The sequence below is a fragment of the Paenarthrobacter aurescens genome (assembly GCF_041549525.1).
Classification (GTDB): Bacteria; Actinomycetota; Actinomycetes; order Actinomycetales; family Micrococcaceae; genus Arthrobacter; species Arthrobacter aurescens.
The window spans coordinates 2,512,061-2,538,770 of sequence record NZ_CP157456.1; the positions used below are offsets into that span (position 1 = coordinate 2,512,061).

A 26,710-nucleotide genomic window follows, 5' to 3' on the forward strand; every position below is an offset into this window, starting at 1 on the left:
GCCAGCCGGTCCGTTGTCCGCAGGTTTGCGGCCTTGCATCAGAGGCTACCGGGCATCGACTTTGGCCGGCAGCGTCTTGGGCTTGAAAGAGGGACGGGTGGCCTCGTAGGCCGTGATGTCCTCTTCATGCTTAAGGGTCAGGCCAATGTCGTCGAGCCCTTCCAGAAGACGCCAACGCGTGTAGTCGTCAATCTCGAACGGAGCCACCACGTTGCCGCACTCAACCGTTTTGGACACCAGGTCCACCTTGACTTCGGTGCCGGGGGCGTTCTCCAGGACCTTCCAGATCAGTTCAATATCATCTTGGGCAACCTCCGCGGCGAGCAGACCCTGCTTGCCGGAGTTTCCGCGGAAGATATCGGCAAAGCGTGAGGACAGAACAGCCTTGAACCCGTAGTCCTTCAATGCCCAGACGGCGTGTTCACGGGATGATCCCGTACCAAAATCAGGTCCGGCCACCAGAACAGAGCCGGCACGGAAAGGTGCTTGGTTCAGGATGAAGGATTCGTCCTTGCGCCAGGCAGCGAACAAAGCGTCCTCAAAGCCTGTACGGGTGATGCGCTTGAGGTACACAGCGGGGATGATCTGGTCAGTGTCAACGTTGCTCTGGCGCAGTGGAACGCCGATGCCCGTGTGAGTAGTGAATGCTTCCATGGGATCCTCCTAGACTGCGATTCCGGTCAGGTTGCCTGCGGCGGCGGACTCAAGGTCCGAAGGCGAGCTCAGCGTGCCTCGAACGGCCGTGGCTGCGGCCACCACCGGCGAGACCAAGTGCGTGCGGCCGCCCTTGCCCTGGCGTCCCTCAAAGTTGCGGTTGGACGTTGACGCGCAACGCTCTCCAGGTTCCAACTGGTCCGGGTTCATGCCCAAGCACATGGAGCATCCGGCGAAACGCCATTCAGCACCAAAGTCCTTGAACACCTTGTCCAGTCCTTCTGCCTCAGCCTCCAACCGGACCCGGGCCGAACCCGGAACCACCAGCATGCGGACGTTGGGGTCCTTTTCGCGCCCACGAATGATGTCCGCAGCGGCTCGAAGGTCTTCAACACGGGAGTTGGTGCAGGATCCCAGGAAGACCGTATCCACGCGGATGTCCTTCATGGGGGTGCCGGCTTCCAGGCCCATGTACTGCAGGGCGCGCTCGGCCGCCGCCTTGGCGTTCTCGTCACCAAAGTCCTCGGGAGAGGGTACCTTGGCGGACAGTGAAACGCCCTGGCCCGGGTTGGTCCCCCAGGTCACGAACGGCTCAAGGGTGTCAGCGTCAAGGTCAACTTCGGCGTCGAAGGTCGCGTCGGCGTCGGTGTTCAGCGTGTTCCAGTACTCGACGGCGGCATCCCAGTCTTCGCCTTCCGGCGCATGGGGGCGGCCCTGCATGTAGTCGTAGGTGGTCTGGTCCGGAGCCACCATTCCGGCGCGGGCGCCGGCTTCGATGGACATGTTGCAAATGGTCATGCGGGCGTCCATGGACAGAGCACGGATGGCCGAGCCGCGGTATTCCAGAACGTACCCCTGCCCGCCGCCGGTCCCGATCTTGGCGATGACAGCGAGGATGATGTCCTTGGCAGTGACGCCGGGACGCAGCGTACCTTCGACGTTGATTGCCATGGTTTTGAACGGCTTCAGCGACAGGGTCTGGGTGGCCATGACATGCTCCACCTCGGACGTGCCGATGCCCATGGCAAGAGCACCGAAGGCGCCGTGGGTTGACGTGTGCGAGTCGCCACAGACCACGGTCATACCGGGCTGTGTCAGGCCCAGCTGGGGACCCACCACGTGCACGATTCCCTGTTCCTTGTCACCGAGGGAGTGAAGGCGGACGCCGAATTCCTTGCAGTTGGCGCGCAGTGTCTCAATCTGCGTACGGCTTGTCAGGTCCGCAATTGGTTTGTCGATGTCCAGCGTGGGAGTGTTGTGGTCCTCGGTGGCAATGGTGAGATCCACGCGTCGCAATGGCCGGCCGGCCAGGCGCAGGCCCTCGAAAGCCTGCGGGGACGTTACCTCATGGACGAGGTGAAGGTCGATGAAGAGAAGATCGGGCTGGGCATTGGCTCCTTCGCCTTCACCCTTGCGCACTACGTGCGCGTCCCAGACTTTCTCGGCCAGTGTCTTTCCCACGGCCTTGCTCCCTTCACTGCGGTTGGTTTGTTGCGTTGTTCTTGTTCCACTGAAGCAGCCCGGCGTCAAAATAGGCCAGTGAAACAACTTGCATCTCAGATATTGAGACGGCAATATCATTACATGGACAATTCTAGTGGAGTCGGTGTCATTGATAAAGCGGCCCAAGTACTCGATGCCCTTGAGGCCGGGCCCACCACTCTTGCGCAGCTTGTGGCAGCCACGGGCCTTGCCCGGCCCACCGTTCACCGGCTCGCGCTGGCCCTTGTTCACCACCGTTTGGTGAGCCGCGACATCCAAGGACGCTTCGTCCTGGGCAGCCGACTGGTGGAACTCGCATCAGCTGCCGGCGAAGACCGGCTCATCGCCTCCGCTGGCCCCGTTCTCATTCAACTCCGTGACGCCACGGGTGAAAGCGCGCAGATCTTCCGCCGCCAAGGCGACTGGCGTGTCTGCGTAGCCTCAGCCGAACGGCCCATCGGCCTGCGCGACACCATTCCCGTGGGCACCCAGCTCTCCATGAAGGCTGGCTCAGCCGCGCAGGTATTGCTGGCGTGGGAAGACCACGACCGACTCCTGGAGGGGCTGCAAAACGCGCGCTTTACGCCCACCGTCCTGGCAGGGGTACGACGCCGGGGCTGGGGTCAGAGCCTTGGCGAACGCGAACCCGGGGTCGCCTCGGTTTCCGCTCCCGTTCGCGGACCGTCCGGCAGGGTCATTGCGGCAGTGTCCATTTCAGGTCCGATTGAGCGCCTCACCCGCCAACCGGGACGCCTTCACGCCGAAGTGGTCTGCAACGCCGCCCGGGTCCTCACCGAAGCCCTGCGGAAGAACAATGACTAGCGTGTTCAGCTATGCAGTCTTCCTCCGCGGCGTCAATGTTGGCGGCATCAACATCAAGATGGCCGATCTCTCCTCTGCACTGAAGGACTACCCGTTCAGCAAGGTCAAAACCCTCTTGGCCAGCGGGAACGTGGTGCTGCAAAGTGAACTCAGCGCCAAGGACGTCAAAACACAGTTCGAGAAATGCCTGCGGGAAACCTTCGGTTACGACGCCTGGGTGGTTGTCCTCACCGCTGCAAGGATCGGCGAATTAGTGGCCGCGTGCCCGTATCCGGCGGACGACAAATCCACGCACAGTTACATCACCCTTGCGTCCGATACTGCGATGCTTGATGAACTCTTCCAGGCCGGCGAAGCGCTTGGCGGCGTGGAACAGGTGCGGCTCGGCCCGGAGGCCTCCGCTTGGCTGGCCCCTGCCGGCGGAACACTGGACAGTCCCTTCAGCAAACTCTCGGCCAAGGCACGCTACAAAGCCAGCACTACTACCAGGAACCTGCGCACCCTCATCAAAGTCAGGGATGCAGCCGCGTCCCTCTAGGCTCTGACTTTTGATGTTGGGCACGGTCTAGCCCGGGCGTGCGGCCTTGAGGGCTGCGTTGAACGCTTTCAAGCGGGTGATCTCCACTTCGACGGGCTCCACAATCCGCTGCTCGGCAACCGCTGCCACGGCTGCCTTCAACCGCTTCGCTGCCCTCGAAGCCCTGGCACGCGCCGCCCATCCACCAAGAATCCTCCCGGTGATGGCAAGGGCGATTCCCAGCACCACTCCCCCGGCAACCATCAGGGTTGGCCACGGCCACCCTTCTGTTCGGGGCACCTCAGGCACTGGCATTTGGAAGTAGCCGAGCGCGGCCAACACACCCAACCAGCCCAGGCCACCTGCTGCGAGCACAAGCGCGATCCATTGGAGGGTATTGAAAAGAAGCCACCACAGGGGACGTTTACCCGCCAAGAGGTCAGTGCCTGCAATCGCTTGATCCAAGGCGTCGGGCAGCTCCTCCCGCCCGTCCCTTGCGGCACTGCGGATGGCGGCACGCCAAGGACCCGGGGCGCCCGCTGAAGCATCGTCCGCAAAATCCCGCACCGCTGCGTCCGTCCTTGCCCTCTCGGGTGCACCGGCAGGTGGCAGAGATGTTCTGTTCAGTTCCGGCCTGGTGTCGTCCCTGCCCAGGTTCAGCCGCCGCAACGGGTCGGGCCGGAAACGCAAAAGCCACCGGGTGACGGGCCAGCCTGTTCTTTTGGCTGATTCCCGCTTAAAAGATCGGTGAACGGCGTCCACAACAACCGGAACATTTGCCGCCGTCGACAATTCAGACGCGAGGCGGGCTTTCGTTCCACCCTTGACGCCCCTGGCTTCGCCCTCGCCGGAGGCTTTGGCAAGTTCCACGGCGGCCTTCGCAACGTCCGCTGCCAGGCGTTCTGTTGTTGCCTCCCGCTGAACCACCACCTTCCTGATCACCGCGCGGAGGCTTTGGACGCCGTCGCCCGTTAGCGCTGAGGCGCCAAGGACCCGGACCTTCCCCAAGCCGTCCCCTGCAAGGATCCCTTCCAAAGACTGCATCACAGCGGCAGCGTCGGCTGTGTTGAGTTTGTCCATCTGGTTCAGGACAACCAGGGTCACCGCCCCATGAGAGGCCATAGGGCGAAGAAAATCATGATGCACTGTAGCGTCGGCGTATTTCTGCGGGTCCAGAACCCACACCAGGACATCAACCATGCCCACCATTCGCTGAACGATCTCCCGGTTCTCCACTCTGGTGGAATCGAAGTCCGGCAGATCCAGCAGCACCAAGCCGGTGTTCTCCTCCGCGAGCCCTGGAACCGGTGGCAGCGTATGCCGCTCTTTGACGTCCAACCAGTCAAGCAGCGGCCCGCTGCCTTCCTCGCCCCAAATGCCCGCCAACGGTGCCGACGTCGTGGGGCGCCGCGCAGTGGCGGTCGCGAGACTGCTGTCCGAAACAGCATTGAACAAGGAGGATTTTCCGCTGCCTGTCGCCCCGAAGAATCCCACCACCGTGTGATCTGCCGACAGTGACCGCCGCGAGGTGGCCCGTTCCAAGACCTCGTACACGGATTGCAGATCAGGATCCGGGAGGACACCCTCAGCCAGTTCCCGTGCAGCATTGAGGGATTCAAGCCTGCGCTGCAGCAGCGACGACTCGCGGACCAGGCCATGACGGCTCATGCTGCCCCCGCCAAGGTGCGCAAGGCCTGGGCGAAGCGGGCGAGGTCTGTTCCGGACTCCGGGCGGGCGGAGTCAAGCCGGCCAAGGAACCTTTCCCTCTCATCGTCCAGGAGCCGTTGGCATTGAGTATGCAAATCATCCCTGGCTTGCTGGGCCAGGCGACGTACCGCATCTTCACCGAATACCGCTTCAAGCAGCTTTTGGCCAACAACAGCCGTTCCACCTGCAATCCCGATCTCCAGGCCGCTGAGGCCGGCAGTCATGGAGAACACCACCACCATGAGTGCGGCACCGAGCCCGTTGACTCCGAAGGACAGCCACCGGGCCTGGGTCCGCTTGCCCTGGCCCTGGGTACGGATCATCTCCATCAAGCCCTGCTGCCAGGACCGTATGGCCGCTGCGGTCTTCGCATCAAAGCCATCGCTGGTACCTGAGAGATCTTCTGAGCCAAGGAGCTCCCTGCCGGCAGCATCGGCACGCCAACGTCTGTCCACGTTCTCGGCTGCGTTCGCAGCCTCGTCCAGGATCACGGCCTGCAGACCGGCTTCTATAGCGGTTTCAACCTTCACGGCCGGAGCCGGCTCGCCACGGAAGAAAGCCCCTACACGGTCCCGCATCCGGCCGATATTCTGCTCCAGCGCACGGAAGAACTCCCCTGTCCCCACAAAGTCCTGCCACCGTGCCAACACCTCGCCGCGAAGCAATGCTCCATCCTTGGTGGCCTCAAGGATGCGCGAGAGCGCTTGCTCATACTCCGCTACGCACGTCATCCGGAGATCCTCTGCGGCAGCCTCCTGGGCAGCAGTAGCTCCCGCAATTCCGTCCATCCGGACGCTGACAGCCTTGACGGCTCCGTTGAGGGTTCTTCGAGCCACTTCCGCCCGTCCGGCTGCATCAGCTGCAAGGTCACCCAACCACTGGCGCAGCGGGATCACGGACTCCTCAGGAAGCATCCCCAGACCGTCCAGAGCACTTTCCGGAACGACGAAGAGTTTGGCCCCGGCCAGTCCTTGCTTGTCCAACATTGCCTGCAGATCTGTCCTGACTTCCTCTTCGGCAGCAGCCGGAACACGGTCAAGGACCACTGCCACAGTGATATCGCGCGAGGCCGCGTCCAGCAGCAACCGCCAAGGTACGGCGTCGGCGTAGCGGTTTGCCGTGGTGACAAACACCCAAAGGTCAGCGGCAGCGAGCAATTGTCCGGCGAGCCTGCGGTTGTCATCGGAGATCGAATCGACATCCGGGGCATCAAGGAGCGCTATTCCCTGAGGCACTGATTCGTGACCCACCAGCACCAATGACGTGATGGCTTGGGCGTCCGGGGTGGCACCTGCCTGATGCGCCGGCAAAGGGTTTGCTGAGACTTTGCCGCGGATCCGGTCCAGGCCCGGAAGTATCCGCCGGCCCTCAAACCACTCCCCGTCCAAGGGATGGTGGAGGAGGATGGGCTGGCGGGTTGTGGGCCTGATGGCGCCGGAACGGGTCACCGGATAGCCAATCAGCGCATTGACCAAGGTGGACTTCCCTGCACCTGTGGAACCGCCCACAACCGCCAGCAGCGGGGCGTCCAGGCTTCGGTAGCGGGGAATCACGTAGTCGTCCAGCTGTGCCAGGGACTCACGAATCCACTGGCGCGCCTCGCGGACCTCCGGCACGGCAAGGGGCAGGGATGTGGCCGCAAGTTCCGCACGGGCCGCTTCCAAGGTCTCGACGGCGGTTACCGCGCCTTGGGCAGCTTGGATAGCCCGGGGTGTTCTCTGATCATCATTAGCGGTCACAGCATCATCATGCCAGCCCGATCCCCGTCACAGGGGCGGCGCAAGCAGGGAAGACAAATCCGGGGAAAAAGAAATCCCCCGGAACCATGGTTCCGGGGGATTTGCTGGTGACCCCAGCGGGATTCGAACCCGCGTTACCGCCGTGAGAGGGCGGCGTACTAGGCCGCTATACGATGGGGCCTTGCACTTTTTATCACCGTTTCCGGCGATCAAGCTGAATGAGTATTTCATACTTTCAGCTTCGCTCCAAATCGACTCAGCGACTTGAAACATCTGAATTTCCAGCGGATTTACGCGGACTTTCAGAGCTGGGATACCAGGACTCGAACCTAGAATGACGGTACCAGAAACCGTAGTGTTGCCAATTACACCATATCCCAAAGTGACTTTCGGACCGGAGTTCTACGCTTTGGTTTCCCTCAGCTTTTCCCTCCGTGCCCCTCAGCACGAGTAATGACTCTACCGGAGTCTTGCCACCTGCACAAATCGGAAAGCCGTTACCTGCATCACATGATTCCTACGCAGCCGTAGGAGCCGGCACCAGCAGTCGTGAAAGGGAGTCCACTTGGCGCCCCGTGAACTCCTCCACCACTTCCCCGGTCCTGTTCAGCCATACGCCGATCAGGCCGGCCGCCGTGGCGCCGTCAGCATCAAGGAGCCTGTTGTCGCCAACGTACAGCGTTTCTCCCGGCACTGTGCCCAGCAAGCGCACACCTTCGAGGTAGATTGCCGGATCCGGCTTTGGCACTCCCACAGTGTCCGTACCTACCAGGATCCTGATCCGGGACAGACCCGCACCATCAAGTTTGGCCCGCTGGTAATCATGGACATTGTTGCTCACGGCGCCGTAGGGAACACCGGCGGCATCCAGGGCATTGAGAACTTCCTCTACGTCCTCAAAAGCCCGCACATAAGCCGTCTGGAGCTTGTGATATTCGGCCACCCACGCTTGGGCCTGCTCACCGTCCTGAAGCTCCACGCCGAAGTGACCCAAAGCAGCTCTGCCCCTCAAGAGCCGCTGCTCATTGAAGGTCAGCTCTCCGGCCAGGTAGCGGTCGTAAAAATGCGTGGTCTCGTGGGTAAAGATGCGTCCGAACTTCACCCACCCGGCCTGATCCAGGCCGGGCAGGAGATGCTCGCTGACATCGCGCAGTGCCGTTGTCATGGCGTACTCAAGGTCCACCAGGGTGTCATCAATGTCAAAGAGGATACCGCGAACAGTGCCGAAAGAACTTGAAATAGCCATGACTTCTTCTACTGCTGGCCGCGGAACGCGCGGACCCGGGTGAGTGATGAGTCCTTGCCGAGGATCACCATGGACTCGAACAGGGGCGGAGAAATGCGGCGTCCTGAGATGGCGGTGCGCACAGGCCCGAACGCTGCGCGGGGTTTGATCCCGAGGTCCTCAACCAGGGCCTGCTTAAGGGCGGTCTGGATGTTCTCTGCCGTCCAATCACCGATCGGTTCCAGTGCCGCCAGAGCTGCATCGAGGACTTCGTCCATGTTCTGCGGAAGACCCTTGCGGGCATCCTCGGCAATATCAATGGCGTCATCGGCCTTGAAGAGGAAAGCCAGCATCTCGGGAGCTTCGCCAAGCAGCGTGATCCGTTCCTGAACCAGAGGGGCCGCCTCGTTGAGGATCTCTTCCTGACGCGGCGTCAGAATCTCCCCTACGAAACCAGCAGCCCGGAGGTAGGGAACCAAACGCTCCTTGAAGTCCTCCGGCGCAAGCATCCGCACATGCGTGCCGTTAATGGCTTCGGCCTTCTTGATATCAAAACGCGCGGGGTTACCCAGGACGTCGTGGATATCGAAGTTGGCTACGAGCTGCTCCACGGTGAAGATGTCCTCGTCCGCGCTCAGTGACCAGCCCAGGAGCGAGAGGTAGTTGAGCAGGCCCTCAGGGATGAAGCCACGTTCGCGGTGCAGGAATAAGCTGGACTCGGGATCGCGCTTGGAGAGCTTCTTGTTGCCCTGGCCCATGACATAAGGCAGGTGGCCGAACTCCGGCATGTACTCGGCAACACCAATGGCGTAGAGGGCGCGGTACAGCGCAATCTGCCGCGGAGTGGAGCTGAGCAGGTCCTCGCCGCGCAGGACGTGGGTGATGCCCATGAGGGCATCATCCACCGGGTTCACCAGCGTATAGAGCGGAGCTCCATTGGCGCGGACAACAGCGAAGTCGGGAACCGAACCGGCCTTGAACGTGATCTCACCGCGGACCAGGTCATTGAAGGTCAGGTCCTCGTCCGGCATGCGCAAACGCAGCACAGCCTCGCGGCCCTCGGCCTTGAACTGTGCCAGCTGCTCATCCGTAAGGTGACGGTCGAAGCCGTCGTAGCCCAGCTTGGGATCGCGGCCGGCCGCCTTGTGACGGGCTTCGATTTCATCAGGAGTGGAATAGGACTCGTAGATGTGCCCCCCGGCTTTGAGCTTGGCGATGACATCCTGGTAAATCGCGCCGCGCTGCGACTGCCGGTAGGGTTCGTGCGGCCCGCCAACTTCCACGCCTTCATCCCAGTTGATTCCGAGCCATTTCAGGGCGTCCAGCAACTGGTGGTAGCTCTCTTCGCTGTCCCGCGCCGAGTCCGTGTCCTCGATGCGGAAGATCAGCTTGCCGCCGGTGTGGCGTGCATAAGCCCAGTTGAACAGGGCGGTGCGGATCAGGCCAACGTGCGGTGTTCCCGTGGGCGACGGGCAAAAACGGACGCGGACCGGAGTCTCGGCGTTAACGGCAGGAATGGCGCTGGGGGCAGCGTTCGACGCAGAAGCAGTAGTCATAGTGGTTCCAACTTTACCGCCTGGCACCGCTTCAATTTCCCGGCCTGACGTGCCCGACGACGGCACTGGCCTTTCGTGCATGAGGCAAGTGCCGCCGTCGGGGTCTGACTACTGGGATGTGCCTAGCGGCGGACCACCGGGTTGGAAAGACGGCCGATGCCTTCGATCTCCACGTCAAAACGGTCGCCCTCACTGACCAGGCCGACGCCTGCGGGCGTTCCGGTCATGATCACATCGCCCGGAAGCAGAGTAAATGCGTGCGAAACGATCGAGACAAGCTCGCGGACGCCACGGATCATCTGGTTGGTGCTGCCGTCCTGGCGGAGTTCACCATTGAGCCGGCCCTGGATGGCCAGGTCCTCGTGGTCAAGGTCCGTTTCGATCCACGGTCCAAGGGGCGCTGAAGTATCAAATCCTTTGGCCCGCGCCCACTGAAGGTCGGTCTTTTGGACGTCGCGGGCTGTGAGATCGTTGCCGCACGTGTAGCCGAAGATGACGTCGTCGGCACGGTCCTCGGGAACGTCCTTGCAGATCCGGCCGATTACCACACACAGCTCAGCTTCGAAGGAAACTTCCTCCGAAAATTCGGGAAGGATGATGGGATCGTTCGGGCCGATCACCGACGTGTTGGGCTTGAGGAAGAGCAGCGGTTGCTGCGGAACCTCGTTGCCGAGCTCGGCAGCGTGCTCAGCGAAGTTCCGGCCGACGCCAATAACCTTGCTTCGGGGAATGATCGGAGCGAGGAGCCGTACGTCCTCAAGCTTGTGCTTCACATGGGTACGTTCCACACCGTTGAAGAAGGGGTCGCCGTTGATGACAGTGATTTCCTCACTGCCGGGCTCACCTTCAACAACGCCGTATAGGGGATCAGAATCAACTACAAACCGGGCGATACGCATGGGCTCAAGCCTACAGTCCGGCTCTAGCTTCGGAGGTAATCCAACTGGGCTGCGACCGAAGTCTCTGCCGCCCACCTGACGGAAGGGTCGACGTCGGGATAAACGGAGTCGGTGACCGCCGCAATTGACGCCTCGCTTCCCAAATGCCTCAGCGCCGTCCTGATTTGATCGAGCCTTTGCTCCCTGTGATCCCGGTACTCGCGGCACTTCTCGTCCAATGCCGGGAGAACAGGCCCATGTGCGGGCAGCAGTGTTGCGGGCCCGAGGGCTTCCAGCCTGTCCAGGCTTGCAAGGTAATCCCCCAGCTTGCCATCGGGATAATCCAACACGGTGGTGCCGCGGCCCAGAATGGTGTCGCCGGTCAGGACGGAGCCGGTGGGGCCGTCCTGCGGGAGATGGAAGCAGAGGGAGTCCGACGTGTGGCCCGGCGTTGCCACCACACGGATCTCCACGCCGCCGGCCATCAGCACCTCGCCGTCCATCAGCGGCTCACCTCCGTGGCAATGCTCAGGCAATGCTGCGCGGACCGGGGCGCCGGTGATCCGGTGAAAACGCGCTGAGGCCTCGGTATGGTCCGCATGCCGATGCGTAATGAGGACTACATCCACAACACCCGCCGATGCCAAAACTGCCAGGTGGTGTTCGTCTTCAGGGCCCGGGTCAACCACCGCCACAGAGGGGGAACCAGGGGCACCGATGACATAGGAGTTGGTACCGTCCAGGCTCATCGGGCCCGGGTTCGGTGCCAGTCTGAAACGGGTGAGCCCGCTGCTGCGCTGCAGGGAAGAGGAGCCGCTGGTGGGTGAGTTACCGGAAGTCGCCATCGATTCTGAAGTCACAGTCCCATCTTGGCACTGAACGCGCGCTCTCTCACATCCCGCGCCCTCCCCACCGCCCCTCTCTCACATCCCAGGCCTGTTCCACCAACGGTCTCTCATATCCCGTGCCCTTCCCAGACTCGACGCCTTCTGGCGGCTGAGGTGCCAGGATCGAGAACGTTAGAACGCCCGAGGGAACTGAGAGAAGGTTCGACGCAAACCCGAGTTATGTGATCGAGCGTGCGGGAAAGCAGAACAGCGGCCCTTCCGCTTGTCTGCCAAGTGGAAGGACCGCCGTCGTGCGTTGATGTGGTGCTGGAAAACCCGGGACTAGACCAGGCGGGTGAGCCAGCCGTGGGTGTCCTCCACGGTGCCGGTCTGGATGCCCAGGAGCTGCTGGCGGATGGCCATGGTGGTCTCGCCGGCTTTCGCATCCTCGGAGCCGATGAATTCCGTGGCGTCCTTGAGCACACCGATCGGCGTGATCACAGCTGCGGTGCCGCATGCGAAGACCTCGGTGATCTCACCGGAGGCAACGCCGTCGCGCCACTCGTCCAGGGTGATCTTGCGCTCGGTCACTTCACGGCCCATGTCCTTGGCCACCTGGATGACGGACATGCGGGTGACGCCTTCAAGGATGGTTCCGCTCAGGGCCGGGGTTACCAGGGAGCCGTCCTTCATGACGAAGAAGACGTTCATTCCGCCGAGTTCTTCCACGGCGTCGTCGTTGAAGTGGTCCAGGAACAATACCTGCTTGCAGCCGTTCGCTTCGGCTTCCTGCTGCGCAATCAGGGAGGCTGCGTAGTTGCCGCCGCACTTGGCAGCACCGGTACCGCCGCGGCCTGCACGGGCGTACTCGCGGGAGATCCAGATGGAAACAGGCTTGAGCTCGCCGCCAAAGTAGTTGCCGGCCGGGGAAGCGATAACCCGGAAAGACACTTCACGGGCTGCACGGACACCGAGGAACGCCTCCGTGGCAATCATGAACGGACGCAGGTAGAGGGCTTCACCGTCGCCGGAAGGAACCCATTCCTTGTCCGCCTGCACGAGTTCGCGGATGGCGCCGAGGAAGTACTCTTCGGGCAGTTCCGGGAGGGCCAGGCGACGCGCGGACTTGTTCAAGCGCGCTGCGTTCGCTTCGGGCCGGAACGTCCACACCGAACCGTCAGCGTGACGGTAGGCCTTAAGGCCTTCGAAGATTTCCTGGCCGTAGTGCAGGACAGCAGCCGAAGGGTCCAGGGAAATGGGTCCGTACGGCTCGATCCTGGCATTCTGCCAACCGCCATTGCCATCGGCGTCAACCTTGTAGTCAACGACGGCGGTGTGGTCGGTGAAGTAGTCGCCGAAGCCTGGGTTCGCCAGGACGGCTGCACGCTCCTCAGCAGATTTCGGGGTTTCCGAAAGCTGCTGGCTGAATTCGACGCCATGGGCAGTCTGAGTCATGTTTCCTCCACAGTCAGCTACCTGGCAGGGCGAACCGTGCCCCAAAAAAGGGTGTGGTTCAGCGATGGACCAGGGAAGCAGGTAAATAATTCAACACAAGCTTACGCCTGAGATTCGGGCCTAAAGTGCGGCCGCAATGGCATCGCCAATGGCGGCAGTGCCGCGTGGCTCGCCGGTGCGGCTTTCGACGTCGGCAACTACTGCCGCTTCGATCTTGCGGGCCGCCGTGGTGTAGCCAAGGTGGTCCAGGAGCAGCACTGCGGAGAGGATGGCCGCGGTGGGATCGGCTTTCTGCTGTCCGGCGATATCCGGGGCTGAGCCGTGGACGGGTTCAAACATTGACGGCGCAGTACGGTCCATGTTGATATTGCCCGATGCCGCCAGGCCGATGCCGCCGGTGATGGCCGCGGCGAGGTCGGTGAGGATGTCTCCGAACAGGTTGTCGGTGACGATGACATCAAAACGCGAGGGGTCGGTCACCATGAAAATGGTGGCTGCATCGATGTGCAGGTAGTCGTGGGTGACCTCGGGGAATTCCTGGGCCACGGCCTCGACAGTCCGCTTCCAGAGGTGCCCGGCAAACACGAGCACGTTGTGCTTGTGGACAAGGGTGACGTGCTTGCGGGGACGCTCGCTGGCACGGCGGAAGGCGTCACGGACAACGCGCTCCACACCGTGGGCGGTGTTGAGCGAAACTTCGGTGGCGACCTCGTGCGGCGTGCCGCCACGCAGTGTGCCACCGTTACCCACGTACGGGCCCTCGGTCCCTTCCCGGACAACAATGAAATCGATGGTGCCGGGGTTGGCCAGGGGGCTGCCGACCGTGCCGTAGAGGCGGGACGGGCGCAGGTTCACATAGTGGTCAAGGCTGAATCGGAGCTTGAGCAACATCTCGCGTTCAATGATGCCGGACGGGATGCGGGTGTCGCCCGGGGCAGCGCCTACTGCACCGAAGAGGATGGCATCACGGGTCCGCAGATCTGCCAGTACCTCGTCCGGGAGGGTCTCGCCAGTCTCAAGCCAGTGCTGGGCGCCGAGCTTGTAGTTTGTCAGTTCGAGGGCAACGCCTTCGGCGGCGACAGCCTTTTCCAGAACCTTGACAGCTTCGGCGATGACCTCGGGGCCAATGCCGTCGCCAGGGATGACAGCGAGATTGATGGACGTTGCGCTCATGGTTCTATCTAGCCAAGCAATCCACATGTTGGTCAAAATCGTCTCACTCCTCGAACATATCCTCACGATATGGCCCGGAAGTCAGACCCTGGCATGATGCCCGGCCCCGGACCCTGCGCATAGAGTCGTAGCGTGGATAGAAGGCACGCGGCGTACGAATGGTTCCGGATCAATCGCTTCAAAGTGGACATGACGGCAACCTGCCTGCTGATTCTCCTCTTCGGTCCGGTATATCTGGTTGCCGACAGGCCTTGGCTTTTCCTCCTGTCCTGCAGCTTGCTGTTTCCCCTCGCCTGGCGCCGCACCCGCCCGGCTGTGGCGGCTGGGGCCGTCATCCTGGTATGCCTCATCCAGTGGGCAGTGGGCGCGGAGCCAGTGGCCGGCCAGATCGCAGTTCCCCTTGTCATCTACGCCACGGCAGCCTATGGGCCCACGTGGGCCAGCCGGACAGTTCTGCTGGCCGGTCTCCTGGGTGGCGTCATGCTCACCACCCGCCTCTTTTCCACCACCGCTGAATCCGGCATCCTGGGCCTGACCATAGGTGCGCTCTACACTGTGCTGATCTGGATGCTGGTTCTGGTCAGTTGGACGCTTGGAGACCTCACTCGCGTCCGCAGGCTTCAGCTTCAAGCATTGGAGGACCGTACCCGGAGGCTTGAAGTAGAGCAGATGCAGGAACGGAAACTGGCTGCTGCCGACGAACGCTCCCACATTGCCCGCGAAATGCATGACATTGTGGCCCATTCACTCTCAGTCATCATTACCCAGGCCGACGGAGCGAGGTACGCTGCGGCAACCAGGCCGGAACTCGCTACCGAGGCCCTGGCCACCATTGCCGCCACGGGCCGGGACTCCTTGGGAGAGATGCGAAGACTTCTGGGGGTCCTCCGCTCGGACGACGACTCCCCTACCAGGCCACAACCCCGGCTCTCGGACCTGGATGAACTCCTCCTCGGCTTCCGTGCTGCCACACTCCAGGTGAGCTTTGATCAGTCCGGCGTACCCCGCAGGCCCCTTCCCGCCGGTGCTGAACTCACCGCTTACCGCATCATTCAAGAAGCCCTCACCAATGTAATGAAACATGCCGGACCCAACGCGACGGCGGGCGTTAACCTCACCTGGCAAGCCCGCGGATTGCAGCTGGACATCATCGACGACGGCCGGGGTGCCGCTGCGGATCCGCCCACGCCAGGCGGGGGCAACGGTCTGCCGGGGATGGGCGAACGGGTCTCCCTCTACGATGGTTCCTTGACCGCAGGCCCGGTACAGGGCGGCGGTTTCCGTGTGTCCGCTTTCATCCCCTATTCGGAGGCCTAACCTTGCCTGAGATCACCGCACCCATTCGGGTTGCACTCGTTGACGACCAGCAGTTGGTCCGTTCCGGTTTTGGCATGCTGATCAATTCCCAGCCGGACCTTGAAGTGGTGGCCGAGGCAGGTAATGGGATCGAAGCCATCCAAGCCCTGAGCGCCACGGCCGCAGACGTAGTCCTGATGGATGTCCGCATGCCGGGGATGGACGGCATTGAAGCAACCCGCAGAATTCTGGAACAGGCTGCGGCGCAGCCCTCGGGCTCCCAACGGGCTGAGATCAAGATCGTGGTTCTCACGACCTTCGACCTTGATGAATATGCTTTGGCTGCCATCCAGGCAGGTGCCAGTGGATTCCTGCTCAAGGATGCCCCACCGGAGGAACTGCTTGAAGCCATCCGCACTGTTTATCGCGGGGATGCCGTGATCGCTCCTTCCACTACCCGCCGTTTGCTGGATCATGTGGCGCCGCTCCTGAGGACCCAAACGCCGGAGCAAACTGAACACGCTGCCGCCGTGGAACGGCTGACGGCCCGGGAGCGCGAAGTCTTCGAACTGATCGCACAAGGAAAGTCCAATCCGGAGATCGCTGCAGGGCTGTTCCTCTCCGAGGCCACGGTGAAAACCCACGTGGGCCATATCCTGGCCAAACTCGGCGCACGTGACCGCGTACAGGTGGTGGTCATTGCCTACGAGACCGGCGTTGTGGCCCCCGGCACGTAGTCAGCACTGTGGCCTCATACCCGTAAGGCCGCCGGACTCAGACCACGGTATGAGCACGGTCCCGGGATAATGGACCCGCGGCCCGATCCTGCACGGCAAGGGCGGAACATAGCGTGAAACCATGACAACTTTTACGCCCCTCCCCCACCCGTCAGGATCCCGCCGGCCCGAAGCCTCGGACGGCACCACTGCGCCGGCCGTTGAGGCCCATGAACTGACCAAAAGCTACGGGCGTGCCGATACCAGCGTGACGGCACTGAACAAGGTCTCTGTGCGTTTCGACGCCGGAAAGTTCACTGCCATCATGGGGCCCTCCGGTTCCGGCAAGTCAACGCTGATGCACTGCCTTGCCGGATTGGATACCGCGGATTCCGGAAAGATCGTTCTGGGCGGCACCGAGCTGACCGGGCTCAATGACCGTCAGCTGACCGCACTTCGCCGCGAACGGATCGGCTTCGTTTTCCAGGCGTTCAACCTTGTGCCCACGTTGACTGCCGAGCAAAACATCACGCTTCCGCTCGCCCTGGCCGGAACCACGGCCGACGCCGGATGGCTGGATACCGTTGTCAGCACACTCGGGCTCAAGGACCGTTTGAAGCACCGGCCACATGAGCTCTCCGGCGGCCAGCAGCAACGCGTGGCTGTTGCCCGTGCGCTGCTGACGCGTCCCGACGTCGTCTTTGGCGACGAACCTACCGGCAACCTGGATTCGAGGGCCGGTGGCGAAGTCCTGGCATTGCTGCGTCGGAGCAGCCAGGAGATGGGGCAAACCATCATTATGGTCACTCACGATCCCGTGGCAGCGAGCTACGCGGACCGTGTGGTGCTGATGAGCGATGGAGGCCTGGTGGGCGAGATTCACCAGCCAACAGCAGAGTCCGTGCTCACTGCCCTGGGCAAGCTGGGGGCCTGAGGCATGTTGCGGGTTGCACTGTCCCAATTGACCACCCATGCCCGGCGGTTCATCGCCATAGGGCTTGCAGTCATGTTGTCTGTGATGTTTCTCTCGGCCACCCTCATGGTGGGCGCGAGCACCAATGCCTCGCTCGGGGCCAGCATCGGCGAGGCGTACCGCAACGCTGACGTTGTTGCCACGTCCAGGAGCGGGGAGCCGTTCACCCAGGCAGTGGTGGATGCGGCGTCCTCCTCGCCCTCGGTTGAGGACAGTTATGCCGAGCGGTCCACCTATGTAACCTTCCAAGCCGGTGGGGGTGAGCAATACGGCCGTCTGCGCAATGCGGCGCCGGCTTCCCTCGATGGTGCTGTCCTGACCACCGGGTCAATGCCATCAAAGGCATTCGAAGCCCTTATTGATCTCAAAACGGCCGGGCATCTGGGTCTCACGGTGGGCAGCACGTTGGAACTGCGCGGCCAGGGACCTGTGAAGACCGCGAAGGTGACCATTTCCGGGCTGACGAAGGCCACCAATGATCCCTTCTCCTCCTCGGCAGCGCAGCTGGTGGGTGCCGAGTCAGTGCTGAACGCTGTCCAGGACGCGGGAGCAGGCTTCTCCGGTCTGCAATTCACGCTCAAGGCCGGCGAGGATGTCAACGCTGCCAAGGAGTTCATCGCGCACCGCATGGAATCAGCCGGTGCCGTTGAGCCGATCCTTGAAACGGCGCAGGAGAAGGTCACCTCCACGGTGGCCATGCTCAGTGCCGGACAGGATCAGTTGACGGTTGTCCTGCTCGCCTTTGCAGGCGTGGCCATCCTCGTCTCCACGTTGGTAGTTGCAAATACCTTCTCCGTCCTGGTAGCTCAGCGGACCAGGGAATTGGCTCTGCTTCGTTGCCTGGGCGCCGGCAGGGCACAAATCCGCGGATCCGTGATGGTGGAGGCACTTGTTGTGGGCTTCATATCCTCGGTAGTGGGTGTCCTCGCTGCTACAGGCCTGATGACGGGCTTGATTGCCTGGGCAAAGTCCCAACCTGAACAGGCATTCGCCACGCTGGCCGTTCCGTCGTCGGCAATAGTTGCAGGCCTGGTGGCCGGGACGTTGCTGACAGTTGTGGCTGCGCTGGTGCCCGCAAAAGCAGCTACTGCCGTGGCTCCGCTTGCCGCACTCCGACCCACTGACGACGCGTCCGTCAGCAACCGGCGTGGCAAGGTTCGCCTGGTCATGGGCCTAGTGGCCCTGGTGGGCGGAGCGGCGTTGCTGGTTTACGGAAGCATGAGCGTCTCCTTGATGGTGGCACTGCTCGGTGGTGCAGCCTCGTTCGTGGGAATCCTGCTGTGCTCCACCCTCTTCATACCCCCAGTGGTTGCCATGGCCGGACGCCTGGCAGCACCGGCCGGAGTGCCCGGGAAACTCGCCGCTGTCAACGCGACGCGAAACCCTGCCCGGACTTCCGCCACGGCTGCTGCCCTTCTGATCGGTGTCACTTTGGTCTCGCTCATGATGACCGGGGCTGCTACCTCCAGGCACGCGTTCAACGACACCTTGGCGGAAAACTATCCGGTAGACCTCTCCGCCCAGACCGCCGTGGACACTGCCGATCCCTCCCAGGCCATCTCCAGGATCAAGGCGCTCGACGGCGTCAGCTCTGCTGTGCTGCTGCAGCCGGTGGGAACGCTGAGCGATGAGGCCACGCACAACGGCGGCAGGACCATTTACGGCCTCTCCGCCGCCGATGCCGCTTCGGTGGTGCGGGACAGTCACCTGAAACTGTCCGCGGGGACCGTTTACCTTCCCGAGGACTCCCCGGAGGGACCGGCAACCCTGACGACGCCGGCCGGTACCGTTACGCTCGAAGCCCAGGTCCTGCGGACGCGCCACGTGCCCGGCTTCGTTGAAATCTCCAGCGTCACCTCAGCTGTGCTGCCTGATACTCCCGGCATGGTCTGGGTAAAACTGGACGATTCGGTCTCGGGTGAACAGGTTCAGGCCATCCAGAAAGAGATCGCAGGAGCACTGGGGGTGCATGAGCGCACTGTCAGTGGAGCCGCCATTGAACGGGTAACTTTCAACAGCATCATTGACGTCCTGTTGCTGGTGGTCACCGGCCTCCTCGGCATCGCCGTGGTCATTGCCTTGATCGGTGTGGCCAACACCTTGTCCCTCTCCGTCCTGGAGCGAACACGCGAAAACTCCCTGCTCCGTGCCTTGGGACTGACAAGGGGCCAGCTGCGCGGGATGCTGGCCATCGAGGCCGTGCTCGTCGCAGGGGTGGCCGCAATCCTCGGGGCTGGCTTGGGTATTGTTTACGGCTGGCTCGGAGCGCAGGCAACTTTGGGAGGCGTAGCCACGGTTGTCCCGGCGGTGCCATGGCTCCAGCTGGCGGCCGTCTTCGGCGTAGCCGTGGTGGCGGGCCTCCTGGCTTCGGTGGTTCCTGCCCGGCGGGCTGCGCGGTTGTCGCCGGTGGAGGGACTCGCCACGGCATAAGTCCCCAACGCTCTATCAACTAATCACCCTTAAACTGAAACGCTCTCTCACCTCACCGGATGAACCGGAAGGAGGTGAGAGAGCGTTTCTTGTTTACGGCTGTGATGTGAGAGCGGGTCCTAGGCCTCGGCGGGCTCTTCATAGCGCGGGAAGACCGGAACCGGAGCCGGCAATTCGGTGCCGGCAACAATCGGTGTTGCCACCGCGGCGAACTGGCGGGACTGACCTTCCGGTTGTCCAAGCACCTCCAGGAGCTTTGCGGACGACGACGGCATCACCGGCTGGGCGAGGATCGCCACAATGCGGACAACCTCCAAGGTGACGTAAAGAACGGTGTTCATGCGCTCAAGATCGGTCTTGCGCAAAACCCACGGGGCCTGCTCCGCGAAATAGGCATTGGTATCGCCCAGAACGGTCCAGATCGCTTCCAGGGCCCGGCTGAACTCCTGTTTGTCGAAAGCGGCCCGCGCGGTTTCCAGCAGCGCCCCGGCCTGGGCCAGCAACGCTGTGTCCTCATCCGTGAAAGCACCGGGAACCGGAACCTTACCTTCGCAGTTCTTCGCCACCATGGACAAGGACCGCTGGGCCAGGTTGCCGAAGTTGTTGGCCAGATCGGAGTTCATGCGGCCCACGATTGCCTCGTGGTTGTAGTTGCCATCAGCCCCAAAGGGAACTTCCCGGAGGAAGAAGTACCGGCACTGGTCCAAACCGTACTGCGCAACAAAGTCCTGCGGGGCAACAACGTTGCCCAGTGACTTGGACATCTTCACGCCGTTGTTGGTCAGGAAGCCGTGGATCATGACGCGCTTGGGTAGTTCCAGGCCTGCGCTCATGAGGAAGGCGGGCCAGTAAATGGCGTGGAATCGTGAGATGTCCTTCCCGATCACGTGGACATCGGCGGGCCAGAACTTCCTGAAGGATTCCGAATCAATATTCGGGTATCCCACACCGGTCAGGTAGTTGGTCAGGGCGTCAACCCAGACGTACATGACGTGCTTTTCATCGCCCGGGACGGGAACGCCCCAGTCGAATGTGGTGCGGCTGATGGACAGGTCCTCCAGCCCACGGCGAACGAAGCTGATGACCTCGTTGAAGCGGGACTGCGGTGCACCGAACTCGGGCTGCTCCTCATAGAGCGCGAGGAGTTTCTCCTGGTAGTTGGAGAGCCGGAAGAAGTAGCTCTCCTCAGCGGTCCAGGTGACCAGGGTGTCCGTCTCCTTGGAGTAGCGGAGTCCGTCGTCCTTCACCACAGTATCGTCCTCGACGTAATAGGCCTCGTCCCGGACGGAATACCAGCCCTCATACTTGGACAGGTAGATATCGCCATTGGCTTCCATCTTCTTCCAGATGGCCTGTGAGGCGGCGTAGTGGTCCTGATCCGTGGTGCGGATGAAGCGGTCGTGGGAGATCCCCAAGTCCTGGCTCATCTGCTTGAAGGCCGCCGAGTTGCGGTCAGCGAGCTGCTTGGCAGTGATGCCTTCCTTCTCCGCTGACTGCTGCATCTTCAGTCCGTGCTCATCCGTTCCGGTCATGAAGAACACTTCATGACCGTCAAGGCGCTTGAAGCGCGCCATGGCATCAGTAGCAATGACCTCATAAGCGTGGCCGATGTGCGGCACGCCATTGGGGTAGCTGATTGCAGTGGTGATGTAGAACGGGGATTTCTCTGGAGACGTCACTCTAAGAAGTTACCTTTTTTTGGGATGGAATAGCTTAGTTAAGTTCGGTCAGCGTATCGCTGAGCCGTACCAGCTCGTGGTCGTGAGAGGCAACCAGAACGGCAATGCCATCGCTGGTGGTGTCCTTGAGGATGCCAATGATGCGGTTGGCCGCTGCACGGTCGAGGCTGGCCGTGGGCTCGTCCACCACCAATACGCGGGTTCCAAGGATCAGGGCACGGGCAATTGCTACGCGCTGGCGCTCACCACCGGAAAGCTGAGCCGGACGGTGGCGCATGCGGCGCCCAAGGCCCACCAGGTCCAGGAGGTCCTTGGCCATCTCTGTACGCTGTTCAACTTCGCCATCGGGTACAGCAGGGAGCAGGACGTTTTCCAGAGCGCTCATGCCGTCAATCAAGGCCCCGCCCTGATCCACGTAGCCGATCAGTGCCCGGCGGCGGTCCGCGATTTCGTCATCGCCCATGCTGTCCAGCGGCTGGCCCTCCCAGAAGACCTTGCCCGACGTCGGCAGGGTGAGTCCTGCGCTCACCGTCAGGATGCTGGTCTTACCGGAGCCGCTTCGACCGGCAATGCAATGCATCTCACCGGCGTGCAGGGTCAGATTGAAGTCATCGACGACGTCGACTTCCTCGGCACCGCCTTTATCTCCACCGTAGTGGATGGTGACGCGGCTCAGTTCCAACGGGGTTGCGTGATCGGCAGCCCTGACAATGGTGTTGGCTCGGGTCTGCAAGGACTCTTCCGCGGACTCCGGGGTGGCCGTCGGCTCGGGGTTGAGTTTGTCAGTCATTTGACTACTTTCGTTGCAATCGGAATCCAGCAAATAACGGCCAGCAGGCCAGCCAATCCGGCCCAGAGGGCCGCGTAGGGAGCCAGGATCAATCCCAGTCCCAAGGCGCCGAGGACACCCAATGGGAGTGCCACCGTGCCCACGAGGGCATTTTCGAAGAAGCGGACTTGGCCCAGCATGTCCGGGTTCCATCCCATGGCTTTCAACGTGCCGAGGTACTCGCGTTTGGCGTGAAGTTCAAACCGCCCGGTGACCAAGGTCAGGAGCAGGCCTACAACCACACCGAAGACAGCAAGGATAACGCTCGGCAGGGCAATGCTTGCTGCAGCCAGACCACTCAAGGCACTGGCACCTGCAGCCCGGGGAATGTCAATCAGGAGTGCAATCAAGGCACCAACGGCAGCTCCGAAGACGCCCACTGCCACAGCAAGGGAGATGGAGTTGAAACGGTTGGTGGTCAGCTGCCTGTTGGCAAAGGTCAGGGGTGAGTCCACAGTGACCAGCCGCTCATCATGCTGCGGTTCCTGATCAATGACCACGCGGTGGCGCAACTGCTGGGCGGCCAACAACGCGGCACCGCTGTAAATGACAAGCATGGTCACCGAGACGATCACGGTGGCTATGTTCCAGCTCAGCAAGCTCAGAATCACTCCGGCCGCAGCGAGGGCTGCGGCGCCCACGGCAAACTCTTCCAACACCCAGGAACGGATGCGTTTCTGCGTCCACCCCATGGCCCGGAGAATTCCGGCTTCACTCCTGCGCTGCCGGATGTAGCTCACTGTGGAAGCGCCCGTCAGGAGCGTGGCCCCAAGAAGCGTCAGGAACAGCAGGGTGATGTTGGTGCTGGTGAGCGAGCCCGAGACGGCGTCAGCGGCATCCTGCCGGACCCACGACTGCTGGACGGTGCCCAGCGGTGACTCCTTGCCGGCGTCGTCCTTGCTGTAGCCGGGGACGAAGATGTTGGCGTCTTCACGGGCGGAACCGGCCACCACGGTGGCCTCAAGGCCAAGCTCACGGATCTGGGTGGCAAGTTTCTCCACCTCAGGCTGTGCGGTCTTCCAGTTTCCGGCCGCTGATGCCTTGACACGAATGGCGTCAATGACGTCGGCGTTGCTGTCGTAGCCACGCGCCGCTGCCAGGCCGTAGTAGTCGGTGATGGCACCGGCGGACTGGCTGACCAGGCCCGTAGCGCTCAAAGACGGCTTCAATTCCGTACCCTCAACCTCTTTGCCCTCAGCGTCCTTGCTCAGGGTCATGGGGGTGGGATCATAGCCGCCCAGCGGGAGCTTGTTGACGTCGCCGGCAGCAGCCTTAACAGCGGCAGGGTCAAAGGTTCCGTACACCATGGGCAGCGGCGTTGCCGGCTTTTTACCTGTTTCCAGGTCTTCGCGGTATGAACGCTCTTCAACAGGTTTGCGCTGGGTCTGGTCCACGGGCGCCCCGAAGGAGGACTTCTCCGGCAAACGGTTCACTGTTACCCAGTCCCCCGGCGTGGCACTTTTTTCCGACGCACCATTAGCGGCGTCGTCGCCATCCTGATACTGCGGAGCAGCGGCAAAGGCTGTGCTCCACGTGGCCGGGTTGTACAAACCCTGGCTGAAGGACGCCGTGCTGCCAAGCAACTTGCTGTGGTCCGTTGATCCGGGCCATTCAAGGGCGAAGGGAGATTTGGAGACGAACGGGAGGTAATCCTTGTCCAGGGACCGGGAGACGGTACCAACGTCCTTGACCACCTTGCCGCTGGCGTCCAGTTCCTCGATCTTCACCGAGTACTGCAGATCAAGGGAGGTGCCGGAGCGGACAATCAGGGGAATGGCCTGGGAATCATCGGTGAGCAGGCCGTCACGCTTGGCCTGCTGGTACTGCGTCATCAACGGCGCCCAATGCTTGAGCTTGACGCCAAGGAAGTCCGGTCCTTCTTCCAACTGCTCCATGCTCAGGCCAGTGGTGAAGAGACTTTCAAAGTGGCGTCCGATAGCCCCGGCGTCACGTGCATCTGCCGGAGGCGCCTTCTCCAGCGGTGCCAGGAAGTCTCCAGCCGAGCCCAGCAGCGCACGCTCAGCGGCAGGGTCAACCGCGACGACGGACTCTGTCACCTCAGGTGCCAAAGGAAGCGCCACTGTGAGGTTAAAGAGGTTGTGCTCCGAGCCGAGTGCGGGGGCCGGGAACTTGATCCCGGTCTCGCCTTCAGGCCCGGCGATCCGGACGTTGCTGCCACCGGCGGTCTGTTCCTGGATCAGACGGCCCTTGCCCAGGGTGCCTTCGGCGCTGGTCTTGAAAAGAGTCTGCTGGTTCACGCCATCCGAGCTCGTGGCAGAGGCGGTCAGCCGGTATTTCTTGGGAGAATCGGACAGCACGGATTCCGCTGCCGGCCACTTGCCCGAATCCATGGCGGAGGGATCACCGGCGGTTACCGCGCCGGCCAGGCCTGAGTTGTACCCCAGGTAGTCCATGGCGTTAAGGCGCGGAGCCTCAAGGTTCTGCGATACCCGCGAGACCAGGCTGATGGGCGCTGCCACAGCCGTTTGTCCCATGGTGCGGATCTTCTCGAGCTGCTCAAAACTGATGCCGCCCTGGCCGTTGGCGATTTCCGGCTGGATCAATGAACCGCCTTCGCCATCTTGTGTCTGGTCAGGCTTAGCCTGGACCAGGATGTCGTAGAGTCCCCGCGAGTTCTCGTCCACTGTCCTGTTCAGAGCCGCCTGCGACTGGCTCTGAACGAGGACGGACAAGCACATGGCGACGATCAAAATGGCCGCGGTCAGCAGCAGCACACGGCTTCTGATGAACCTTTGGACGGCGTTCATTGGGCTCCCTGAGACCTTGATTGCGGGCGCGCACACAGACGCCGTGATTCCTCAAAAGACACAGAGAAATACCGGGCTGTATGTGCAAAAAGTTGTGGCCGGCCTGCTGCCGGGTCCGAATCGGCGGACCCAGCCATTGTAAGCAGACCGGCCACTCCTGCGTGCCAAGGTGTGTCGCCGGCACGCGAACCTCACTGATGTGAATCGGTGTTAGTCCTCCAGGTCCACTTCACGGACCATATCCGCGCCGATACCGGCCTTGATGGCCTCCAGCACCTGCTGTGGAACGGAACTGTCAATGGTCAGCAGCGCCAGAACCTGGCCGCCTTCGGTCTGCCGTGCCACCTGCATCCCGCCGATGTTAATGTTGTTCATGCCCAGGATGTGTCCGATGGTGCCGATCACGCCGGGACGGTCGGCGTAGGCCACAACCACCAGGTGTTCGCTGATGGGAATTTCCACGTCATAGCCGTTGACGCCCACCAGCTTCTCAACCTGCTTGGGACCGGTCAGGGTTCCGGCAACGGAGATCTGCGAGCCGTCGCTGAGTGCTCCACGAATTGTCAGGACGTTGCGGTAGTCCTCAGCATCCGGTGTGGTGATCAGGCGCGTGTTGATGCCGCGCTGTTCGGCGATCACCGGAGCATTGACGTAGCTGACCTGCTCGGTAACGACGTCGGCGAAGACGCCCTTCAGGGCGGCCAGTTCGAGTACCTTCACGTCCAGTGCTGCGATTTCGCCGGCTACCTCAACGTCAATCTGCGTCAGGGAAGCGTGGGTCAGTGCAGTGAAGATCCGGCCAAGCTTCTCAATCAGCGGGATGCCCGGGCGGACGTCCGGAGCGATGACTCCCCCGGCGACGTTCACAGCATCGGGTACCAGCTCGCCGGCAAGTGCCAGGCGAACGGACTTGGCCACCGAAACACCGGCCTTCTCCTGGGCTTCATCAGTGGAAGCACCCAGGTGCGGGGTGACAATGACGTTGTCGAACTCAAAGAAGGGCAGATCCGTGCTGGGCTCCTTGACGAAGACGTCAACCCCGGCTCCGGCAATCTGGCCTTCCTTCAGCGCAACGTGGAGTGCTTCCTCGTCTACAAGTCCGCCGCGGGCCACGTTGACCACGTAGGCCGTTTCCTTCATCTTGCGGAAGGCATCGGCGCCGAGCATGCCCACGGTTTCGGGCGTCTTGGGCATGTGGATGGTGATGAAGTCAGAACTTTCCAGCAGCTCATCCAGGGTGACCAGTTTGACGCCCAGCTGTGCTGCCCGGGCGGAGGTGATGTAGGGATCGTACGCAAGGATCTGGGTATCGAAGCCCTGGAGGCGCGCGGCCACCAAAGCACCAATGCGCCCCAGGCCGATGATGCCGATCTTCTTCTCGAAAAGTTCGATTCCGGTGTACTTGGAACGCTTCCACTCACCGTTCTTCAGCGCTGAGCTGGCCTGCGGAATGTGACGGGCGAGGCTCAGGATGTGCCCCACCGTGAGCTCTGCGGCGGAGACGATGTTGGAGGTCGGGGCGTTGACCACCATGACGCCGGCCTGGGTTGCGGACTTGATGTCCACGTTGTCCAGGCCCACGCCTGCACGGGCGATGACCTTGAGGTTCTTTGCCGCAGCAATTGCTTCGGCATCCACTTGGGTAGCCGAGCGGACCAGAATGGCGTCGACGTCGGCAATGGCGGACAGCAGCTGGGAACGGTCGGCGCCGTCGGTCTGTCGGATTTCAAAATCCGGGCCCAAAGCCTCGACTGTGGCGGGCGAAAGTTCCTCGGCGAGGAGGACGACGGGTTTGCTGGCTGACACGGGGAGGCACCTTACTTTGGACAACTTTGGACAGAACTGGACAAGGAGCGGATGCGTGGCCCGGGGCACGGCGCCGGGACCAGCCCAGAATATCGAATCCGGGGAGGGATTCCGGTGCCGGGAGGGGATGTTACGGCCACACCGGCAGCGGTTGTGAAGAAGTTCACAGCCCGCACGG

The 26,710-nt window shown here is 62.1% G+C and carries 20 protein-coding genes and 2 tRNA genes; 6 read left to right on the plus strand and 16 right to left on the minus strand.

The window, feature by feature from the left end:
* Window positions 1-45: 45 nt before the first annotated feature.
* Window positions 46-654: a 3-isopropylmalate dehydratase small subunit gene (gene leuD / locus ABI796_RS11640; protein ID WP_141285230.1), complete on the minus strand. Its 609-nt coding sequence runs from the start codon at window positions 652-654 to the stop codon at window positions 46-48.
* Between the two features lie 9 nt (window positions 655-663).
* On the minus strand, window positions 664-2,115 hold the full coding sequence (gene leuC, locus ABI796_RS11645) for a 3-isopropylmalate dehydratase large subunit (protein WP_141285228.1): 1,452 nt from the start codon (window positions 2,113-2,115) through the stop codon (window positions 664-666).
* 123 nt (window positions 2,116-2,238) lie between these two features.
* On the opposite strand from leuC, the gene ABI796_RS11650 reads away from it, so the two are divergent.
* Window positions 2,239-2,958, plus strand: coding sequence for an IclR family transcriptional regulator (locus ABI796_RS11650; RefSeq protein WP_014922101.1), 720 nt, complete (start codon window positions 2,239-2,241; stop codon window positions 2,956-2,958).
* A 1-nt stretch (window position 2,959) separates the two neighbouring features.
* Window positions 2,960-3,496 (plus strand): DUF1697 domain-containing protein, encoded by a 537-nt coding sequence (locus ABI796_RS11655; protein ID WP_141285317.1) that lies wholly within the window; start codon window positions 2,960-2,962, stop codon window positions 3,494-3,496.
* 27 nt (window positions 3,497-3,523) lie between these two features.
* Here ABI796_RS11655 and ABI796_RS11660 read toward each other — a convergent pair whose 3' ends face one another.
* The 10 genes from ABI796_RS11660 to ABI796_RS11705 form a co-directional block, all read right to left on the minus strand.
* Window positions 3,524-5,143 (minus strand): GTPase, encoded by a 1,620-nt coding sequence (locus ABI796_RS11660; RefSeq protein ID WP_141285226.1) that lies wholly within the window; start codon window positions 5,141-5,143, stop codon window positions 3,524-3,526.
* Window positions 5,140-6,921 (minus strand): dynamin family protein, encoded by a 1,782-nt coding sequence (locus ABI796_RS11665; RefSeq protein WP_141285224.1) that lies wholly within the window; start codon window positions 6,919-6,921, stop codon window positions 5,140-5,142. The genes ABI796_RS11660 and ABI796_RS11665 overlap by 4 nt, the downstream gene beginning before the upstream one ends.
* Window positions 6,922-7,026: 105 nt before the next feature.
* A tRNA-Glu gene (locus ABI796_RS11670) sits at window positions 7,027-7,102 on the minus strand.
* Between the two features lie 127 nt (window positions 7,103-7,229).
* Window positions 7,230-7,301, minus strand: a tRNA-Gln gene (locus ABI796_RS11675).
* 137 nt (window positions 7,302-7,438) lie between these two features.
* Window positions 7,439-8,167: an HAD family hydrolase gene (locus ABI796_RS11680; protein ID WP_141285222.1), complete on the minus strand. Its 729-nt coding sequence runs from the start codon at window positions 8,165-8,167 to the stop codon at window positions 7,439-7,441.
* Window positions 8,168-8,175: 8 nt separating this feature from the next.
* Window positions 8,176-9,702, minus strand: coding sequence for a glutamate--tRNA ligase (gltX, locus tag ABI796_RS11685; RefSeq protein ID WP_141285220.1), 1,527 nt, complete (start codon window positions 9,700-9,702; stop codon window positions 8,176-8,178).
* A 122-nt stretch (window positions 9,703-9,824) separates the two neighbouring features.
* Window positions 9,825-10,601 carry a fumarylacetoacetate hydrolase family protein gene (locus ABI796_RS11690; protein ID WP_141285218.1) on the minus strand — a complete coding sequence of 259 codons (777 nt, stop codon included), beginning with the start codon at window positions 10,599-10,601 and terminating at the stop codon, window positions 9,825-9,827.
* 23 nt (window positions 10,602-10,624) lie between these two features.
* Entirely contained in the window at window positions 10,625-11,425 is an 801-nt protein-coding gene (locus ABI796_RS11695; RefSeq protein WP_141285315.1) for an MBL fold metallo-hydrolase, read from the minus strand.
* A gap of 324 nt (window positions 11,426-11,749) precedes the next feature.
* Complete coding sequence (locus tag ABI796_RS11700; RefSeq protein WP_141285216.1) at window positions 11,750-12,862, minus strand: branched-chain amino acid aminotransferase; 1,113 nt, start codon at window positions 12,860-12,862, stop codon at window positions 11,750-11,752.
* A 120-nt stretch (window positions 12,863-12,982) separates the two neighbouring features.
* Window positions 12,983-14,035, minus strand: a complete 1,053-nt coding sequence (locus tag ABI796_RS11705; protein ID WP_141285214.1) for a 3-isopropylmalate dehydrogenase — start codon at window positions 14,033-14,035, stop codon at window positions 12,983-12,985.
* 189 nt (window positions 14,036-14,224) lie between these two features.
* Here ABI796_RS11705 and ABI796_RS11710 point away from each other — a divergent pair, with 189 nt between their 5' ends.
* The 4 genes from ABI796_RS11710 (at window position 14,225) to ABI796_RS11725 (ending at window position 19,450) form a co-directional block, all read left to right on the plus strand.
* Window positions 14,225-15,352, plus strand: coding sequence for a histidine kinase (locus ABI796_RS11710; RefSeq protein ID WP_141285313.1), 1,128 nt, complete (start codon window positions 14,225-14,227; stop codon window positions 15,350-15,352).
* Window positions 15,353-15,354: 2 nt separating this feature from the next.
* Entirely contained in the window at window positions 15,355-16,068 is a 714-nt protein-coding gene (locus ABI796_RS11715) for a response regulator transcription factor (RefSeq protein ID WP_141285212.1), read from the plus strand.
* Between the two features lie 121 nt (window positions 16,069-16,189).
* Complete coding sequence (locus ABI796_RS11720; protein ID WP_141285210.1) at window positions 16,190-16,981, plus strand: ABC transporter ATP-binding protein; 792 nt, start codon at window positions 16,190-16,192, stop codon at window positions 16,979-16,981.
* A 3-nt stretch (window positions 16,982-16,984) separates the two neighbouring features.
* Window positions 16,985-19,450 carry an ABC transporter permease gene (locus ABI796_RS11725; RefSeq protein ID WP_141285208.1) on the plus strand — a complete coding sequence of 822 codons (2,466 nt, stop codon included), beginning with the start codon at window positions 16,985-16,987 and terminating at the stop codon, window positions 19,448-19,450.
* A gap of 119 nt (window positions 19,451-19,569) precedes the next feature.
* Here ABI796_RS11725 and metG read toward each other — a convergent pair whose 3' ends face one another.
* The 4 genes from metG to serA form a co-directional block, all read right to left on the minus strand.
* On the minus strand, window positions 19,570-21,129 hold the full coding sequence (gene metG / locus ABI796_RS11730) for a methionine--tRNA ligase (RefSeq protein WP_141285206.1): 1,560 nt from the start codon (window positions 21,127-21,129) through the stop codon (window positions 19,570-19,572).
* A gap of 34 nt (window positions 21,130-21,163) precedes the next feature.
* The gene (locus ABI796_RS11735; RefSeq protein WP_141285204.1) at window positions 21,164-21,919 is read right to left on the minus strand and encodes an ABC transporter ATP-binding protein; all 756 of its coding nucleotides are present in this window, start codon (window positions 21,917-21,919) and stop codon (window positions 21,164-21,166) included.
* The gene (locus tag ABI796_RS11740) at window positions 21,916-24,726 is read right to left on the minus strand and encodes an FtsX-like permease family protein (RefSeq protein ID WP_141285202.1); all 2,811 of its coding nucleotides are present in this window, start codon (window positions 24,724-24,726) and stop codon (window positions 21,916-21,918) included. Before ABI796_RS11740 ends, ABI796_RS11735 begins: the two co-directional genes overlap by 4 nt.
* A 210-nt stretch (window positions 24,727-24,936) precedes the next feature.
* Window positions 24,937-26,532, minus strand: coding sequence for a phosphoglycerate dehydrogenase (serA, locus tag ABI796_RS11745; RefSeq protein ID WP_141285200.1), 1,596 nt, complete (start codon window positions 26,530-26,532; stop codon window positions 24,937-24,939).
* Window positions 26,533-26,710: the final 178 nt, after the last annotated feature.

Excerpts from the sequence above, each read along its gene's own strand:
- leuD (WP_141285230.1), bottom strand. The coding sequence starts at position 654 with ATGGAAGCATTCACTACTCACACGGGCATCGGCGTTCCACTGCGCCAG.
- ABI796_RS11650 (WP_014922101.1), top strand. The coding sequence starts at position 2,239 with ATGGACAATTCTAGTGGAGTCGGTGTCATTGATAAAGCGGCCCAAGTA.
- ABI796_RS11660 (WP_141285226.1), bottom strand. The coding sequence starts at position 5,143 with ATGAGCCGTCATGGCCTGGTCCGCGAGTCGTCGCTGCTGCAGCGCAGG.
- ABI796_RS11680 (WP_141285222.1), bottom strand. The coding sequence starts at position 8,167 with ATGGCTATTTCAAGTTCTTTCGGCACTGTTCGCGGTATCCTCTTTGAC.
- gltX (WP_141285220.1), bottom strand. The coding sequence starts at position 9,702 with ATGACTACTGCTTCTGCGTCGAACGCTGCCCCCAGCGCCATTCCTGCC.
- ABI796_RS11690 (WP_141285218.1), bottom strand. The coding sequence starts at position 10,601 with ATGCGTATCGCCCGGTTTGTAGTTGATTCTGATCCCCTATACGGCGTT.
- ABI796_RS11695 (WP_141285315.1), bottom strand. The coding sequence starts at position 11,425 with ATGGCGACTTCCGGTAACTCACCCACCAGCGGCTCCTCTTCCCTGCAG.
- ABI796_RS11700 (WP_141285216.1), bottom strand. The coding sequence starts at position 12,862 with ATGACTCAGACTGCCCATGGCGTCGAATTCAGCCAGCAGCTTTCGGAA.
- ABI796_RS11705 (WP_141285214.1), bottom strand. The coding sequence starts at position 14,035 with ATGAGCGCAACGTCCATCAATCTCGCTGTCATCCCTGGCGACGGCATT.
- ABI796_RS11710 (WP_141285313.1), top strand. The coding sequence starts at position 14,225 with ATGACGGCAACCTGCCTGCTGATTCTCCTCTTCGGTCCGGTATATCTG.
- ABI796_RS11720 (WP_141285210.1), top strand. The coding sequence starts at position 16,190 with ATGACAACTTTTACGCCCCTCCCCCACCCGTCAGGATCCCGCCGGCCC.
- ABI796_RS11725 (WP_141285208.1), top strand. The coding sequence starts at position 16,985 with ATGTTGCGGGTTGCACTGTCCCAATTGACCACCCATGCCCGGCGGTTC.
- ABI796_RS11735 (WP_141285204.1), bottom strand. The coding sequence starts at position 21,919 with ATGACTGACAAACTCAACCCCGAGCCGACGGCCACCCCGGAGTCCGCG.
- ABI796_RS11740 (WP_141285202.1), bottom strand. The coding sequence starts at position 24,726 with ATGAACGCCGTCCAAAGGTTCATCAGAAGCCGTGTGCTGCTGCTGACC.